General features: G+C 46.9%; 14 protein-coding genes and 1 pseudogene. 2 read left to right on the top strand and 13 right to left on the bottom strand.

All coding sequences use genetic code 11. The annotated features are described in order from the left end of the window. Positions 1-312: 312 nt before the first annotated feature. The 6 genes from ecpE to ecpR all read right to left on the bottom strand — a co-directional run bounded on the left by ecpE (position 313) and on the right by ecpR (position 7,106). The gene (gene ecpE / locus BEB54_RS20785; protein WP_105277146.1) at positions 313-1,023 is read right to left on the bottom strand and encodes a fimbrial chaperone EcpE; all 711 of its coding nucleotides are present in this window, start codon (positions 1,021-1,023) and stop codon (positions 313-315) included. Continuing rightward, positions 992-2,635, bottom strand: a complete 1,644-nt coding sequence (gene ecpD / locus BEB54_RS20790; protein ID WP_105277147.1) for a fimbrial adhesin EcpD — start codon at positions 2,633-2,635, stop codon at positions 992-994. Before ecpD ends, ecpE begins: the two co-directional genes overlap by 32 nt. Continuing rightward, positions 2,625-5,150: a fimbrial usher EcpC gene (ecpC, locus tag BEB54_RS20795; RefSeq protein ID WP_105277148.1), complete on the bottom strand. Its 2,526-nt coding sequence runs from the start codon at positions 5,148-5,150 to the stop codon at positions 2,625-2,627. Before ecpC ends, ecpD begins: the two co-directional genes overlap by 11 nt. 25 nt (positions 5,151-5,175) lie before the next feature. Next, positions 5,176-5,844 carry a fimbrial chaperone EcpB gene (ecpB, locus tag BEB54_RS20800; protein WP_105277149.1) on the bottom strand — a complete coding sequence of 223 codons (669 nt, stop codon included), beginning with the start codon at positions 5,842-5,844 and terminating at the stop codon, positions 5,176-5,178. A 57-nt stretch (positions 5,845-5,901) separates the two neighbouring features. Further along, a complete protein-coding gene (ecpA, locus tag BEB54_RS20805; protein WP_105277150.1) occupies positions 5,902-6,489 on the bottom strand; it encodes a common pilus major fimbrillin subunit EcpA in 588 nt (195 codons plus the stop codon). A gap of 74 nt (positions 6,490-6,563) precedes the next feature. After that, positions 6,564-7,106 carry an ECP biosynthesis operon DNA-binding transcriptional regulator EcpR gene (gene ecpR, locus BEB54_RS20810; RefSeq protein ID WP_024166199.1) on the bottom strand — a complete coding sequence of 181 codons (543 nt, stop codon included), beginning with the start codon at positions 7,104-7,106 and terminating at the stop codon, positions 6,564-6,566. Between the two features lie 824 nt (positions 7,107-7,930). Between ecpR and ykgL the strand changes: the two genes are divergently transcribed. Next, a complete protein-coding gene (ykgL, locus tag BEB54_RS20820; RefSeq protein WP_105277152.1) occupies positions 7,931-8,158 on the top strand; it encodes a protein YkgL in 228 nt (75 codons plus the stop codon). 34 nt (positions 8,159-8,192) lie between these two features. Here ykgL and ykgO read toward each other — a convergent pair whose 3' ends face one another. The 5 genes from ykgO to BEB54_RS20850 form a co-directional block, all read right to left on the bottom strand. Then, positions 8,193-8,333, bottom strand: coding sequence for a type B 50S ribosomal protein L36 (gene ykgO / locus BEB54_RS20825; protein WP_000866436.1), 141 nt, complete (start codon positions 8,331-8,333; stop codon positions 8,193-8,195). After that, positions 8,333-8,596: a type B 50S ribosomal protein L31 gene (locus tag BEB54_RS20830; protein WP_000803998.1), complete on the bottom strand. Its 264-nt coding sequence runs from the start codon at positions 8,594-8,596 to the stop codon at positions 8,333-8,335. The genes ykgO and BEB54_RS20830 overlap by 1 nt, the downstream gene beginning before the upstream one ends. A gap of 364 nt (positions 8,597-8,960) precedes the next feature. Further along, on the bottom strand, positions 8,961-9,062 hold the full coding sequence (gene ykgR, locus BEB54_RS29980; RefSeq protein ID WP_032183332.1) for a small membrane protein YkgR: 102 nt from the start codon (positions 9,060-9,062) through the stop codon (positions 8,961-8,963). A 459-nt stretch (positions 9,063-9,521) separates the two neighbouring features. Next, positions 9,522-10,664, bottom strand: a complete 1,143-nt coding sequence (locus tag BEB54_RS20845; protein ID WP_105282257.1) for an NADH-dependent flavin oxidoreductase — start codon at positions 10,662-10,664, stop codon at positions 9,522-9,524. 172 nt (positions 10,665-10,836) lie between these two features. Beyond that, positions 10,837-11,757: an alpha/beta hydrolase gene (locus BEB54_RS20850; protein WP_105277154.1), complete on the bottom strand. Its 921-nt coding sequence runs from the start codon at positions 11,755-11,757 to the stop codon at positions 10,837-10,839. A gap of 156 nt (positions 11,758-11,913) precedes the next feature. Between BEB54_RS20850 and BEB54_RS20855 the strand changes: the two genes are divergently transcribed. Then, the gene (locus BEB54_RS20855; RefSeq protein WP_001307603.1) at positions 11,914-12,840 is read left to right on the top strand and encodes a LysR family transcriptional regulator; all 927 of its coding nucleotides are present in this window, start codon (positions 11,914-11,916) and stop codon (positions 12,838-12,840) included. Positions 12,841-13,128: 288 nt separating this feature from the next. On the opposite strand, the gene BEB54_RS20860 is transcribed toward BEB54_RS20855, so the two are convergent. Both BEB54_RS20860 and BEB54_RS20865 read right to left on the bottom strand, forming a co-directional pair. After that, entirely contained in the window at positions 13,129-13,485 is a 357-nt protein-coding gene (locus BEB54_RS20860) for a hypothetical protein (RefSeq protein ID WP_001038968.1), read from the bottom strand. Between the two features lie 207 nt (positions 13,486-13,692). Continuing rightward, positions 13,693-14,220 (bottom strand): annotated as a pseudogene (locus BEB54_RS20865) (aldo/keto reductase); the annotation flags it as partial. Positions 14,221-14,737: the final 517 nt, after the last annotated feature.

Raw genomic sequence — 14,737 nt, forward strand, 5'->3', positions numbered from 1 at the left:
ATTCACCAGTACAGCTATAAATCGTAAAGAGAACAGCGGTACATCGTATGTAAGAACGTACCGCGGTTGGCTGGGGAACTTTCGATAGTGTGAGTATTGAATGATTTCCAGCCGTTACCGATTTTACGTACTAATTCGTGAAGAAACCACTCGTTAGCAGGCTGCCTGGCACCTTTCCGTGTCTCCTGAACACTATGGTGTACATATGAGAAAGCCCATCATTACAGGTGACATTGACGATCGCTTCCACATCATTTAAACGATTATTTGAGTCTCTGAGGTGGAATTCTTCCCTCGTCCGATGGATAAGTCTTAGTCCGCCGAAGGGGGTTTAGCCGGACAGGAATCGCTAATCTTAATGAATTTGTCGTTATAGACCAGATAATGATTCCCCGGTTGACGTAACGCAGGCTGATGAACCACGTCCCCTGGACGTAGGTACCAGGCGTCGCCTTCCTCTTCGGTCGAATCACATCCTGGTTTAATCAGTAGCTTAAACCACGTGTTGCCGGTGTTACTTACCGTTCCTGTCACCTGGTCGAAGGACCATTTAAACTGAACCTGACGTGGTCGTACTACCAGAATGGTATCCATCACCACCACCGGCTCCGTGCTGACCTCGCCGCCGGTTGGGCTACGTCTTGTCTGGTTGCGAGTGGGGACCTCGCGGAATGAGACCCGGTAGTAGCGCTCGCGGTTATCCTGGGGGCCATGATAGTAAAATTTAAAATACTCACTCTCACCAGCCTGCAACGCCAGCTGGCGGGGAGCGAAAAGCAGTTCACCATCCACTGGTCGAGTGCGCAATTCACTGCTGCCTGGGCTATCGATGGCACTGATGGCAATACGGTATATCCGCGCGCTTTTGTTGTTATTCACTACACGTTTGCTGACAAAGTCAGTCTCGGACGGCAGTGAAAAAGTCAGATTGCCGACCGAAATCGCCTGTGTCAAAGGTGTCGCCAGCATACAGACCACTGTCAGCAGGGCCTTAGTTAATGTTACGCCATGTCGCCTGAACATGAATCTCTCCTGAAGCGCTAACTTCGCCAAACCAGCCGTTATCATCTATCGTACGCAGCGAAATGGCGTTATCCATTGGAATCGAAAATTTGACAGTGGTCTTATCCATCTGCCCCACTTCGCCAGAGATATCAGTCCACGGTGTGGTTAGCCACAGCGCATCGGTCATATCCCGCCAGCTATCATCGCACCCGGCATCGTAGGTTTTTGTAGCTCCGTTGCGGGTAATAAAGGAAAGCGTCGCCGGGAACGGTACTTTCGCCTTACCGTCATCGGAGCTGAAGACACAATAGGAGCGTCCGCCAATCACCTGCGCGGGTCCGGTCACCTTGATCAGCACTTCGTCGGCAGCTGTTTTACCGCTGGTGGTTACGATATAGCCGAAATCGAGTGCCGACTCGCCGCTGCCAACATATCCCTCCCGCGACGGTGTCTGAGTATATTCATCGGAGATAATACTGATGCTGAAATCACGGGGTTTGATAATCAGCGTGTTGGAGGTAGAAAATTCATACCAGCCAGACTCCGGTGATGTGGTGTTCTGAAAGCGAAAGTTGAATAGATCTTTGGTGTTGATATCGCTGATCCCCAGGTTCACCATCTGCTTAAAGAAGTTGCTCGAGAAGAAAACATAGATCGAGTCTGCGCTCTTCATCTCGTTGAAGGTGTAGTAATAAGCGGTATTGCTCACCGGTTTCCATGAACTACCATTCAGACTGAACTGCATATCGTACGCCCCGACGGCCGAGGCTAACGACGAGTTGGCGATCGCCGGGAATATATGGATTGAGGTGTTGCTGAGCCCGTTTGTTTGCAGGGTATAGTTAACCATCTTACAACTTAATCCTGAACGGCTGCCGATGGTTTGCGTCCGGCAGTCGGCGTTCCCTTCGCCCAGAGTCGGTACTCCGTCGCTGTTGATAAATACCTCCGCCAGCGAGTGGGTATTTATCAACCGCAAATTTGCTGCTTTCGTATGGGTGACGTTGCGAACATACCAGTTGCCGGAGGCCTGATCCTTACAGCGCGCGCCGCTGCTGGCGTCATAGTTCACTGAGGTTTGGCAGGCATTGATGGTCATCGTAAAGCTGCTGCCAACGGGCATTTGTTGCAGATACTGGTAAAACGCGTCTGACAACATGCCGTGCATCCACTTCGAGCCGCCGCTGGTCACCGTCGCGCCATAAAATCCACTGGCGTCGGTGGTTTGCGGCAGGATAAGACTGGTGGTCATATTACACCCTGCGTACCAGTTGATGCAGCGCAAGCCAGTTAAAGGAGATGAAACCGGCGAATTTTCCAGCCACATATCAAACTTCCAGTTGGTATAAAGGCCGGTGTTGTAACCGTTATCAATGTAGCCGAGGCTTTGTTGATAGATGGTTCCTGAGCCAGTGTATTTTAAACCGGTCCAGCGGTTGGCACCGGTCAGGCGCGGATCCAGCGCCCCGCCAGGCGTGACGAAAAAGTTGTCGTCTGAGTTGTTTTCGACAAACACAAACTCGCGTGCCGGTGCATCCGTCCAGATTGTTTTGCTCACTGCAGCTCTGAGCGCGGTTGCTGGCCAGAATAGCGCAAAGATTATCATCGCTATCAGTAGGTTAACTCTCATTCTCTTCTCCTGTCTGCGTCACCGCCGCCCACGATGAGAGGCCGCTGCAGACCACATCACCGACCCAGACGGCACCGCGCGCCTGGTCGAGTTCCAGTGCCACTTCGCAGGTTTTATTGCCACTGTAGCGAAAATCGATAGTGGGGTATTTCTTATCCACGTCCATGACAAACTCGCCGTTTTCATCGGTTCGGGTTCGGCCGATATGGTTGTTAATCCGTGCGTTAGCCAGCAGTGTGCCGTCTTCTGCACGGATACGACCGGAGACGGTAACCATCTGCTTCACCTCTGGCTCAATGACGGCGACATTGCCTGGATAGAGGGTCAGATGGCTTTTGCGGCCGCTGACGATATCGTAGCTGTCGAGTGAGTTTTTGCTGTTCTGCAACTCCACCTCATATCTCCCATACGGAGAGAGCGGGAGGTAGTTGCGCTTGCCGTTAAGCGGGAAAATCCGCCCGTTGATTTTGGCGCTGATCTGACCGTCGTCCTCCAGCCCGGTGTTGAATATCACCCCAGCGTTGCCATCAGTCCGCCCGCTGGCAGCGATGTTTTTACCCTGCCAGCCGACGCTGCCATTGGCGGTCAAGTTGGTATTGACGTAGCCGTCCGCCGCGCTATTGACGTTCAGCGTTCCGCTGGCGTAACGAGCGTCGAACTGTGCATACGCCCCACCGCTGAGGGTTTTGTCATCACCGGTATCGCCGGAGATGGCTCGTGACAGATTGGCACCAACAGTGCGAATGGTTCCTTCATCAAACTGCTTGCGTGCTGACAGGTTTGCCATGGTGTAGCCGTTTTGATGAGTCATCCCTGCGCTAAACCAGTTGCCCAGAGGTAGCGAGAGATCGAGAGCGATATATTTCCCTGTATTGGCGCTGCTGTCGCCGTTGTTATAGCGCTGAATACCGGCTCGCAGGCCAAGCGAACCAAAGGTACCGCTGTAAACACTTTGATAGTAATCTGCCGTGTAATAATGGCTGTTGTAGCGGCGGTCATCATTGTAGCTGATGCTGAATGTGCCCAGCTTCGACCACAGTGAGTTCAGGTTGAGTGTGCCGCCGATTGCACGGTTGTCGGCATCGCTACGCCGCAATTGATTGCCAATGCGGGTTTTCTCCTGGTTAACCCACAGCGAACTGAAGCCTCCCGGTAGTGTGGCGCTGATGCTGCCGATATTGCTCCATGAGCTGTCACTGGCCAGCATGTTTTGCAGGTTAACGTTGATTGCTCCCCCAAGCGGCAGCGTCAGACGGGTTTCACCTACTGCCTGATTATCGTACCCATATCCCGTTGCCGCCCAGCTAAGCGTACTCAGTGAGCCGGAGGTCGAGGCTCCTGCTAGCCAACTCTCTTTAGCTGGTCGCGTCTTTTTCCCGTTTTCCGACCAGCGATCCATATGAAAGCTGCCGCCCCATATCTGCCACGCCAGCGGCGCACCGACACCGCGCCCCCGGCTAAACAGCTTATTGACCCGCTGGGTGCGTTTGCTGATCACGCGACCGTTAACGATCACCTCAACTTCCACATCGTAAATACCGTACGGTAGACCTCGGGTATCCACTTCATGATTGCCCATGGTGAAGTTCTGAACGCTTAGTAGCCGCCCATCACGGGTGAGATGTACTTCGCCCGCCGCCGGTAAAAAGGCGATCACTGGCGTGGCCGACTGGCTGCTGTCGAAGATGGTGGAGCTGGCCTGGTTTCCCCAGGAAAGGCCGTAAATCTTCCCTGCTGAAATGGCGGTCATCGGCCCTAAGGACTGCAAGTTCCAGGTGTCGAGCATTCCACCGGCAAATCGGTGACCAGCAAAATCGCGTTCATACATCGCTTTATATAATTCACTGTCCTGTTGACCGCTACCGATCCCATACAGCGAGCCGTCGAGCACCACATGATGTTCGCGCAGTGCTGTCACGTTATTTAGCGACAGATAGCTGGATGTATTGTTCCCGCCGTTACGCAACTGGTTGTTATAGATGCCGAAGTTATAGCTCAGGTTACTGCTGAGGGTGTTAACACTGGATTGCCCGATGTCTTCGCTACGTGAGCGTAGTACGGTGCCCAGTGCTTCGCGCTTGACCACCAGCTGCAGCAGCAGTTGGCGCAAGCTGAGATCCAACTGCGCGTTGTCAGTCAGGGGGATGGTAAGGGCCTCATTGAACGGGGCGTTGGCCAGAGTCATCAGTTGCTGTCGAGTTTGTTCGCTGACACTGGCGTTATCTTCACTCTCTTCCAGCTGTATTTTCCGGATGCGTAACTGTCCATCATCCAACCAGATAAAAGCGCTGCCGATTCGCTGATCGTCCTGGCGACCCTGGCTACCGGCGAGATGAATATAGAGCGGGATGCTCATGCCGTCCTGAAGCGCCTGACTGAAGGCCTGCGGAATAATCACCCCACCTATTTGCTGCGCGCTTATGTCAGCAGCGCTGGCATCGGGCTGAACGAACAAAAAGACCATGCCGAAGGCAAACTGGGCTTTCAGTCCTGGGGAGAACCGTCGTAAAGGCATTGTCGTTATCCATCTGCACAGCTATCTATTTCACGGGAATGAACTTATCACCCTGCCAAAGTGCAACCCGTCCTTTGTTATCCGCCGTGTCCACGCGGGTAAAACGACGCGACTTGCCCGGCATCAGGTAGTAGTTCTCTTTACACTCCTTACCATTGGCGGCTTTCAGGCAGGGGCCGTAGGCGAGGATCCGCAGCGTCGCATTTCCTGTATTTGTCAGGGAGCCGTTGGCGTACTGAAAGCGGTAGTTCGCCTGGCGGGGGGCGACGACCAGAATGGTGCCGATGCGGGCGGAAGCAGTGGCCACAGCGCTGCGGTTGGCATTATCGCGCTGCGCATCACTGAGGGCCTGATCAAACCAGACAATGCGGTAGTAGCGCTCTTTTTTATCTACTGGTCCCTTATAGAAGAAGCGGATCACTTCGCTGGCTTGGGCGGGTAGCAGCAAGCTGGCGGGAGTGAGTAGCAACTCATCCGGCTTGTCCATTGCGATAACCTGCCCGTCGTCAAGCGGTGAAGAGAGCCGTTCGAGACGGATATTGATGAGGCGACCACTGTCGGTACTGTTTTTGATTGTTTTGCTCAGCGTGCTGCTGTCACTGTTCATAAACGATGATATATCGCCGACATCCAGCGCATGGGCCGGAGATATTCCGGCAAACAGCAGAGCGAGAGGCAGAAGGTGCTTTTTCATAACAATTCCGTCCAGGAATAAAGCAGGGGGGCTACCCCTGCTGGTACATCAGAGAGATTAACTGGTCCAGGTCGCGTCGAACTGTACGCTAACGTCGCCGCTCCAGATGCCTTCCGGTAGAGTGCTGTAATCGGTTACTGCGGTGGTACCATTGGTGGTACCGCTGATGATGGAGAAGGTGAAACCATCCTGTGCGGTGGTACGATTGCTGGCATTGTAACCGTTAGCCAGCGGGCTAAGGTTGCCGCCCAGTACGCCGTTGGCGGTATCGATCATCACGGTATCGCCAGTTTTTTCGACTACCGCGCCGTTATAATCCACGCCCACATTCAGTGTGGAACCTGAGGTATCCAACTGGGTTAAGGTGTTGGTGATAAGACGTGAGGTCAGTTTAAAGGCGGTAGCCGTTGAGTCACCCTCAATAGCCACGTCAAATAGACCTTTCTGTGAGTTAAAGCCTTTAATGCCTTCGGCATACTGGAACGCCAGGCTACCGAGTGGCGTCACCACCAGTTTACTGGTGGTGTCTTTTTTGGCTGTTGCCGACCATGTCGCTACAGCCTGAGCTGTTACGTCAGCAGCCTGCGCCACACCCATGCCGGTAAACACCGTTACCAGAGCTATTGCCAGAACCTTTTTTTTCATTGCTTTTCTTCCCGAGTTAAATTGAGGACATGATGTCCCTGTGAGTCATTTTTTAAAACTAACTTGCCTGGAGTTTACGGAACCAACTTATATATTTTTGAGTACAGCTTGGCCTCAGCATTACGCCGATGGGTATACACTGTCTTCACACTACAATTTTCAATTCTGGCAATCGATTTAGGCAGCATTCCCTGGGCCGTCATGCGGATAATTTCCATTTCCCGGTCCGTGATTTTATCTTTCTTAATATCTTTTTTGAGAAACCTGCCATTAATCACATAGGCCAATTCGTTTCTAATATCACGACTCAGCCCAGCGTATACCACGCCCCTAATATTGCTGTTGTAATACCAATAATTTGCTAAGGCTTCTGACTTTCTGGCCGCAATCAATACGACCTGTTTCCCCTTTACCGCGGATAACCATTCGTTATCACGGTTTATAAACTCAGTTAAAGAATCCGTATTGAGATTGATAAACACGAAATCTTTTCTAATTTTCTCCAGCGATAGATAAATTAATCTGTCGATATCCACAATCAGTTCAGAGAGTCCTTTATAGAAGTAGGCGTCATGGGGAGACCAGATGTATTTATCAGAACGGTTTTGATATTCCATATGGTTTTTAACCTCATAGTCCCTGCTGTAATCATTTTGCCATGTCACTACTTTCCAAACCTGTAATTTTTACAGGTACATTCAGTGTTGTTAGTAAATCGGAAGTAAATAAGATACGTAGCACATATCAATATAGGTTAAACGAGATTAAGTTTTAATTATTTTCGATTGGGCTTAAATTTATGTTTTTTTCCTGATGAGTGTCAATATGTGAACAGAAAAGGAATTCCATGGTTAAGTCAATATTTACTAAAAATGAAAATATTGCTTTTTTGATAAGAAGAAAAAGACATTCAGTTTCATAAGGTTATTGGCAATATAACGTTCAATTCTTACTTACATTTTATATTAGCCAGGAACTTTGCCCTGAGGTGTTAGGAATAGTCTTAATGCGTTTTGTGCTCGACTAGTAAAAAAACAAGTTTTAATGATAATAAATAGAACATAAAACTATTATTGGCCATCATTAAAGAGGATTTGACAATCAATAAGGTGTTTTAATGGATTAACATGCCGCACAAAATGGTTATGGGTGTTTACTCCAATAAGTGGTGAAAAATTGAATAGGTGTGACTACGTCATCTGTTCGGTAAGCCCCCCAAGAGCCAAATTAAGTGAAGTTAAACGAAGGCTGCCAGCTGTCACAGGAACGATGGTCTCTTTGACAGGGCACTGCGTGCAGTCATCTGTGCGCGTTACTCTAACTGGCACTCGAACGTCGGCGATGGGGTTACCGGTGGATCAGGCTGTTCCTGTGGCGTAAACGTTTTTATGTTAGTACCAACAGATTTACCACATTTATCATCTTAACAGTTTGAGTGTAAATGCAGGCTGCTCCGCAAAGGGAGGGAGCGGAGTGGCTTGTTCAGTCTAAAAGAGAGTTGATACCAGCATACAGGGGCGAAGTTGGTCAACAAATCAACATTAATATAATGGAATATTCGGAGAGAAACGTCAGGCAGTTGGCTTTAAATGAACTTAAAGAATATATTTCCAGGAAAATTAATGTTGGTGTAATCAATACACCAACATTAATCCGGTCTGATTATTAATCAGACAAATATCGTTAATCCGGCGAATTATGAATCAACGCTTTTTCTTACGCCCCTGAACGGCCTTAAAACGTGGATTAGATTTACAAATCACATACAGCCGTCCTTTTCGCTTCACAATCTGACAGTCTGGATGGCGTTCTTTTGCGGTACGCAGAGAGTTAAGGACTTTCATCACGCCCCCTTTTTCGTGCTAACAAAACGACCAAAACGTTGGGTGAACCGTGCAACATTTCCTTCTGATGCCACTGTTCTCAGCTTCCCTGTATAGAACGGGTGCGATTTCGAAGAGACATCAATTGTCACGTACGGATACGTTACGCCATCCAGCTCAATCTCACGGTCTGTTTTGATAGTCGAGCCGATTTTAAAGTACTCATCAACACTGGTGTCATGGAACACCACAGTACGATACTCAGGATGGATATTGGGTTTCATCATTTTTACCTGTTATGTTATAACATAACCGTAAAGATACATGCTCATCCGGATCATTTCAACACCCAATCCCTGTGACCATTTGTGGTATGTGGAATTTCGGCAACGGGGAAGTCTGGCATTGTTAGCAGCCATTGGCGACGCTCCCATAAACGCCTGGATGAGTGATTGATGATGGTTTCGCTGAGAGTATGAATTTTTCGAGAATGGAGGCTATCTCCACTTTACTGGCCGATGATTTATCGCAGTTTGATTGATTACCTGACAGCGTGTATTCCTCTCCCACGGATATAATAATTAATTAAAAAAAAGGGAGAGGATGCATATTTTAAATATCACTGAAGTGAACAGTTTATTGCCGTTATTAATAGAAATGGAGAAATAAATAGGCGTATTCTACAATTGCTACCAAAACAACGATATTAATCAGTTTATGACTGATTTGCTGTACTTTATTCTCTTTCATTGGTACTTCCTCGCTTTAAAAAAGAGTGCACTTATATAAATAACGAGTTTGGTCAACCAATTTTTTGACATGTATCACAAATTTGAATGGATGTATTACATCGGCTATCTTTTATTGCCCCAACGTCATTGATATATGTCGCCTGAAGTCAGTCCGGGAATGAGTCTGATCTCAAAACTGGCCCAGCCCTGGCGTTGATTGGCGCTGAGGAGCATACCTCATCTCATCATAATGTCGTATCTCCTGGGGTGTTATACAAGATATCGTTGTTGGTAACCTGGGAAAGGAATTGAGTTCTATTAAACCGTCAAGTATGCCGGATACATACTGGATTACACAGCAGGCACGCCTTATGAGAGAACGTGCCGCAGTGACGGGTTAATTATCTGAAAGAATTTGCGAGGCTGTATCGGTTACTCATTGGTTTGATAGTTTTACTCTCGGGAGAGTAATAGATATTTAATCCATTAACGGAAACCAGCCAGTTCCTTTCGATGCCTGAATTTGATCCCATAGTTTATCCGGAATGGTTAATTCAGGAACACGTTGTGGATTAAGGGCTGTTTGAATTTCATGGCCTCTACCTGATTCAGCTAAAGTCACCCATTCTGGATTTATCACCAGCCCTTTACCGATCGCAACAAGTGGCAGGCCAGCGGAAATTGCTTCTTGAGCCTGAGACGGTGTGCGTATTTTACCTGCAGCGATTACCGGCACTCTGCCTGCAATATGATTTAAAATCAATTCAATAGTTCGGGGGCCATTTGGCGACTCAACAGGGTAGCTATCGTTAATACTGACCAGCGAGGTATGTATATACGAAATACCGGATGAAATGAGCCGATCAAGGAGTTTATAAGTATCCTCTATCCGCAGCCCCCCTGTTGCAGATTCTTCAGGAGATATTCTGTAACCGATGGCAAAGGGCTTTGTCGCATATTCATAGACTACATTTTTTACTTCCTGTAATACGGCCAGCGGGAAGCGCATACGTCCTTCAAGATCTCCTCCCCATCGGTCATTACGCTGGTTAAATAGAGGGGAGAAGAAATTCTGCAGAAGGAATCCGTGCGCACCATGAAGTTCAACGCCATCAAAACCTGCTTTAATCGCCCTTTTTGTGACATCTCCGAATGCTCTAATGGTTTCCTGAATTTCGTTTTCAGTCATTTCCCTGCTTTGTACCACTCTCTTCATAAAGTCACCAGATTTTACGCTTGATGCGCTGGCACTAATAACATCGTAATTTGGCACAAGCTCCGGGATGGCTTTATTACCGGCGTGGAAAATCTGCAAAATAGCCGGAGCACCGCCACTTTTGGCTGCAGCAGCTAACTTTTCAAGGCTGTTAATGAAACGGTCGTCATACGCGGCAAATTCATGAGTAAACCCAATGCCGCTTGGCGTGACATAGGTACATCCTGTTATTACTAAACCAACATTTTGTGAGCGGCGTTTATAAAATTCGAGTTCTTGCTCAGAGATGGTTCCATCAGGATTCGCTGACCAGGTCGTCATAGGGGCCATAACGATACGATTACGTAGCTTTATTTTTTCTGTCAGCATAAAAGGAGAAAACAATGATGGGTGTTTATTTGTCATAACAATACCTCAAATGTTTATCTGATTTTAATGCGTATAATCTTAATAAGTTGAGTTGCTACTTTTTGATGCTTTTTTCCTTTAATAGAATTCTTTTTGAGTAATTTTATTATTGTCGTGAAGTCAATAAAGGATAAATCTCAGGGAGATAATGAATCTCCCTGCAAGGTTATTACAAATGTGTTTTGTAAAAAGGAATTAATTTATCGAGCGCCTGTTTCACAGGTTCTGGCTTATCATACAGGTCGTAATGTGAATAACCTTCAACCACGACCAACTCTTTATGTTTTGAGGCTGCACGACCAATAATTTCGCAGCCGTCACGATAGGCACCAAAAGCGCCCACTCTATCGCCCACTACAACCATTAGTGGTTGAGTTAACAGGACTTCTGCAAGATGAAAAGCATCCCAGCCCACGGCAACAGTCTGATGTGAAAATAGCGAACGATTTACCCCATTAGGCGCACAGCCTCGTGGCGAACGATAATATTCTGTTGCTTCAAAAAGGTCTATTTCTGTTAATCCCGCTTCAAGAGCTGCTTCCGGAGAAGAAGGGAGCAAATCATCTACGCGAAGTTTTGCGCCGTTAGCTTCGTCTGTTCTTTGTTGCGCCATTGCTTCGAGTGCTCCGATAGGATTTAACGCTGTAAATCCCTCACGCATAAGACGCCCGTAGTTAGCACCCGTGACAGTACCAATGGCTTTAATCCGACGTTCTGTCATTGCGGCATTAATGGCATATCCACCTCCACCACAAATACCCAGTACACCAATACGCCCGGCATCAACGTAAGGTAAGGTGGTAAGGTAATCAACGACAATGCTGAAGTCTTTTACTCGCATTGTTGGATCTTCCAGATAACGCGGTTCTCCACCGCTGCTTCCCTGAAAACTGGCATCAAAAGCAATGACGATAAAGCCAGCTTTTGCCAGGGCGGCACCATACACACTACCCGATGTCTGTTCTTTGCAGCTTCCAATTGGATGGGCACTGATAATGGCAGGATACTTTTTTTCACTATTAAAATCGTCAGGGAAATAGATATCAGCAGCTATATCCCAGTAAGTGTGTTTTATCGAAACCGTTTTCATTTCAAGCTCCAGGGATTTGCCTAAACAGATTTAAATATCATTTCTATTATCCGCAACTGGCATTTGTGTTCATATCGAGAACGGCGTAATAGTATGACTTGTATTGGTTATCATCAATGGTCTAATATCTATCACAGTGTTAAGTTAAGGTTTACAATGATGAAAATAGAGCCTTCAATTTTGCCTTCTCTTGCCTGGTTTGCGCTGATTGTTCGTGCCGGCAGTTTTTCCAGAGCCGCTTCTGAAATGGGTATTACGCGGGCCGCATTGTCCCAGAATTTAAAATCTCTTGAGGAACGTCTTAACACCAAGCTGATATACCGTACGACCCGCAATATGTCGCTTACTGAGGAAGGACAGCGTCTGTATGAAGTGCTGGTGTCGGCTTTGGGGCAAATTGATGATGCTTTGAAAGATGTTGGTGATACCCAACTTGAACCTACAGGCCTGTTGAGAATAAATTCCTCCCGTGTTGCAGCACGGATGCTTGTTGAGCCTCATATTGGCGAGTTTCTTACTCGTTACCCCAAAACAAAGATAGAACTCATTATGGATGACGGTTTATCTAACATTATTGCGGACGGCTGTGATGTGGGCATACGTCTTGAGCAAGGACTGGATGAGCATATGACTGCCGTTCCTGTTTCTCCGCTTATTAAACTGGTTACTGTGGCATCGCCAGATTATTTAAAAGAACACGGTATTCCTGAAACGCCTCAGGAACTGAGTAACCATAATTGCCTTCGGTTGCGGCATAAAAGTAGCGGTGCACTCTCTGCATGGGAGTTTTCTAATGTTGTGGGGGGTAATGAAGAGTTCGAAATAGAGGTTTCAGGTAAGTATATTTCTAATGATGACGAAAGCATGATACGAATGGCGCTGAATGGAACGGGTATCATTCAACATCTGGATTTTGCAATCGCTGAACATATCAATGCGGGCAAGTTACAGCCGATTCTTGAGGATTGGGCTGTTTCATTTCCTGGATTTTATATTTATGTTTCATCACGGGTGAGAATGCCCTCTAAAGTTCGTGCTTTTATTGATTTTATGGTGGAGAAAAGAGTAAAACTCGAAAATTGATGATATGTGTAATTGATGGTTGCTCTGGGCGAATATCGGTAAGAGGAATAACGTAATCATTAGGACGCGTTTACATAATAAACTTTCTGATAATTAATGCTTATTTTCTATACGGCCATAATATCAATTATCATTATCACCAGTAATGTGGCTAAAATAATAGTATCTATGACCGCTACGGTTAACGGTGGTTATTTTGGGAGGCGTTAACACGTAGCGGCTTGTAGTTGTAAGTCTTGAACAGGTACAAAGCCTGAAAATCAGGAGGATATCGCTATCAAACTTCCTTTATTTCTTCTCGCAGTTTCGCATCTTATAGAAGAATCCTGTATTTCCATCTTCCACGATGAAGCGATCGTTAAAAGTTGGACGACGAATAAATGTCACTCCACCTATTGTTGCTTTTTGTTTTATACCATCATCAACATTTTCCAGATCTGGAGAGTACAATTGATCTCCATTTGGCATTTGAACGATGAAATTGTTTCCATTATCGAGAACTGTTGCGGATTTTGACAGAATTTGAGTAGCGGTATCCAGGCTGGAAATCCTAATGTCACAAACATATTTGCCTGGCCCCAGATCTTCTTCTGCAAATACAGGTAAGGAAAATAATGCAAATGCGAGGATGAGATTCTTATTCATGCAAACTCCAGGAAGATCAATAAAAGCAATATGTTACATAAAGAGCACGTAAATGAAAAGAGCGATTGATTAATGAGTAATGCTATTAATCCCCGCATGGCCTACTTTTCATTGGCTGCGGTGTTGAACCTCATTGAATATGGGCAAGACTCTGACTGAGTGACCGACGTAAATAGGTAGATGCATAATCGCTTACCGCCCTGTAACCGCAAACGGTGCCCAGGCTTCTGGCTGAATGCCACGACTTTGCATCCAGGGAACGGCCTGTAGCTGCTGATTGAAAGGGTTAACTTCAACCTGGTTTACCGCCGGAACGACGTTATTAAAAGCGATAAGGTCAGCCAGTCGGTCAGGATGGAAGTTACTTACGCCAATAGCGCGAATTTTACCGGCCTGTTGCAGCTCTTCCATGGCACGCCAGGCTCCGTGGACATCGCCATATGGCTGGTGAATCAAGTACAGGTCAACGTAATCAAGTTGCAGTCGATTCAGAGAGCGTTCGAACTGGGCTTTGGCCCCTTCGTAACTGGTATCCTGCAACCAGAGTTTCGTGGTGACAAAGAGTTCGTTACGGGCGATACCGCTTTGTTTCAGTGCGTTCCCGACCTGGATTTCATTTTGATAAGAGGCGGCGGTGTCAATCAGTCGATAACCGGTGTTAATAGCGTCAATGACCGCTCTTTCGCATTCGGCGGCATCGGTCATCCGAAATACACCAAAGCCCAACAGGGGCATTTCAATACCGTTGTCAGTTTTACTTTTTGCATGGTGTTATCCTTCCGTTATCGTTCATGAGAAGCATAACGTAAAGGGAAGAGCTCGATTAGACGGCAGGATTTGTCAGGGGTTATGAACGAAATTCATAAATCTGTTTGAGTGTTGCGATGAGTCGTGCAAGTTCGATATCCCTGCAATTCACAGTCTGATGAAGGAAAATGAATATCCATAAAAAATATATCGGTTTATCCTGGCGTATATACCTACTTCGACGTATTTCCGATAGTTGCTAATTAAAGGTAGGTCATTATTATTCACTCTGAATAATGAATTATTCACTGTCCGCAGAGTAAGAAATATAACTTAGGTATCTATTTAATGACTTGCACAAAAAGCTAAATTTTCACCCATAAATAAAAATATAATCCCGCGCCCAACCACCTGATGAGTGGCTACAGGCACTGGATATATTAGGTGGCGGTGTACTTTCTTACATAAAGGTATTTCCTTTTCTGCGGAAAAGGAAACCGGGAAA

It is taken from the genome of Escherichia sp. MOD1-EC6021 (genome assembly GCF_002965245.1).
Classification (GTDB): domain Bacteria; phylum Pseudomonadota; class Gammaproteobacteria; order Enterobacterales; family Enterobacteriaceae; genus Escherichia; species Escherichia coli_F.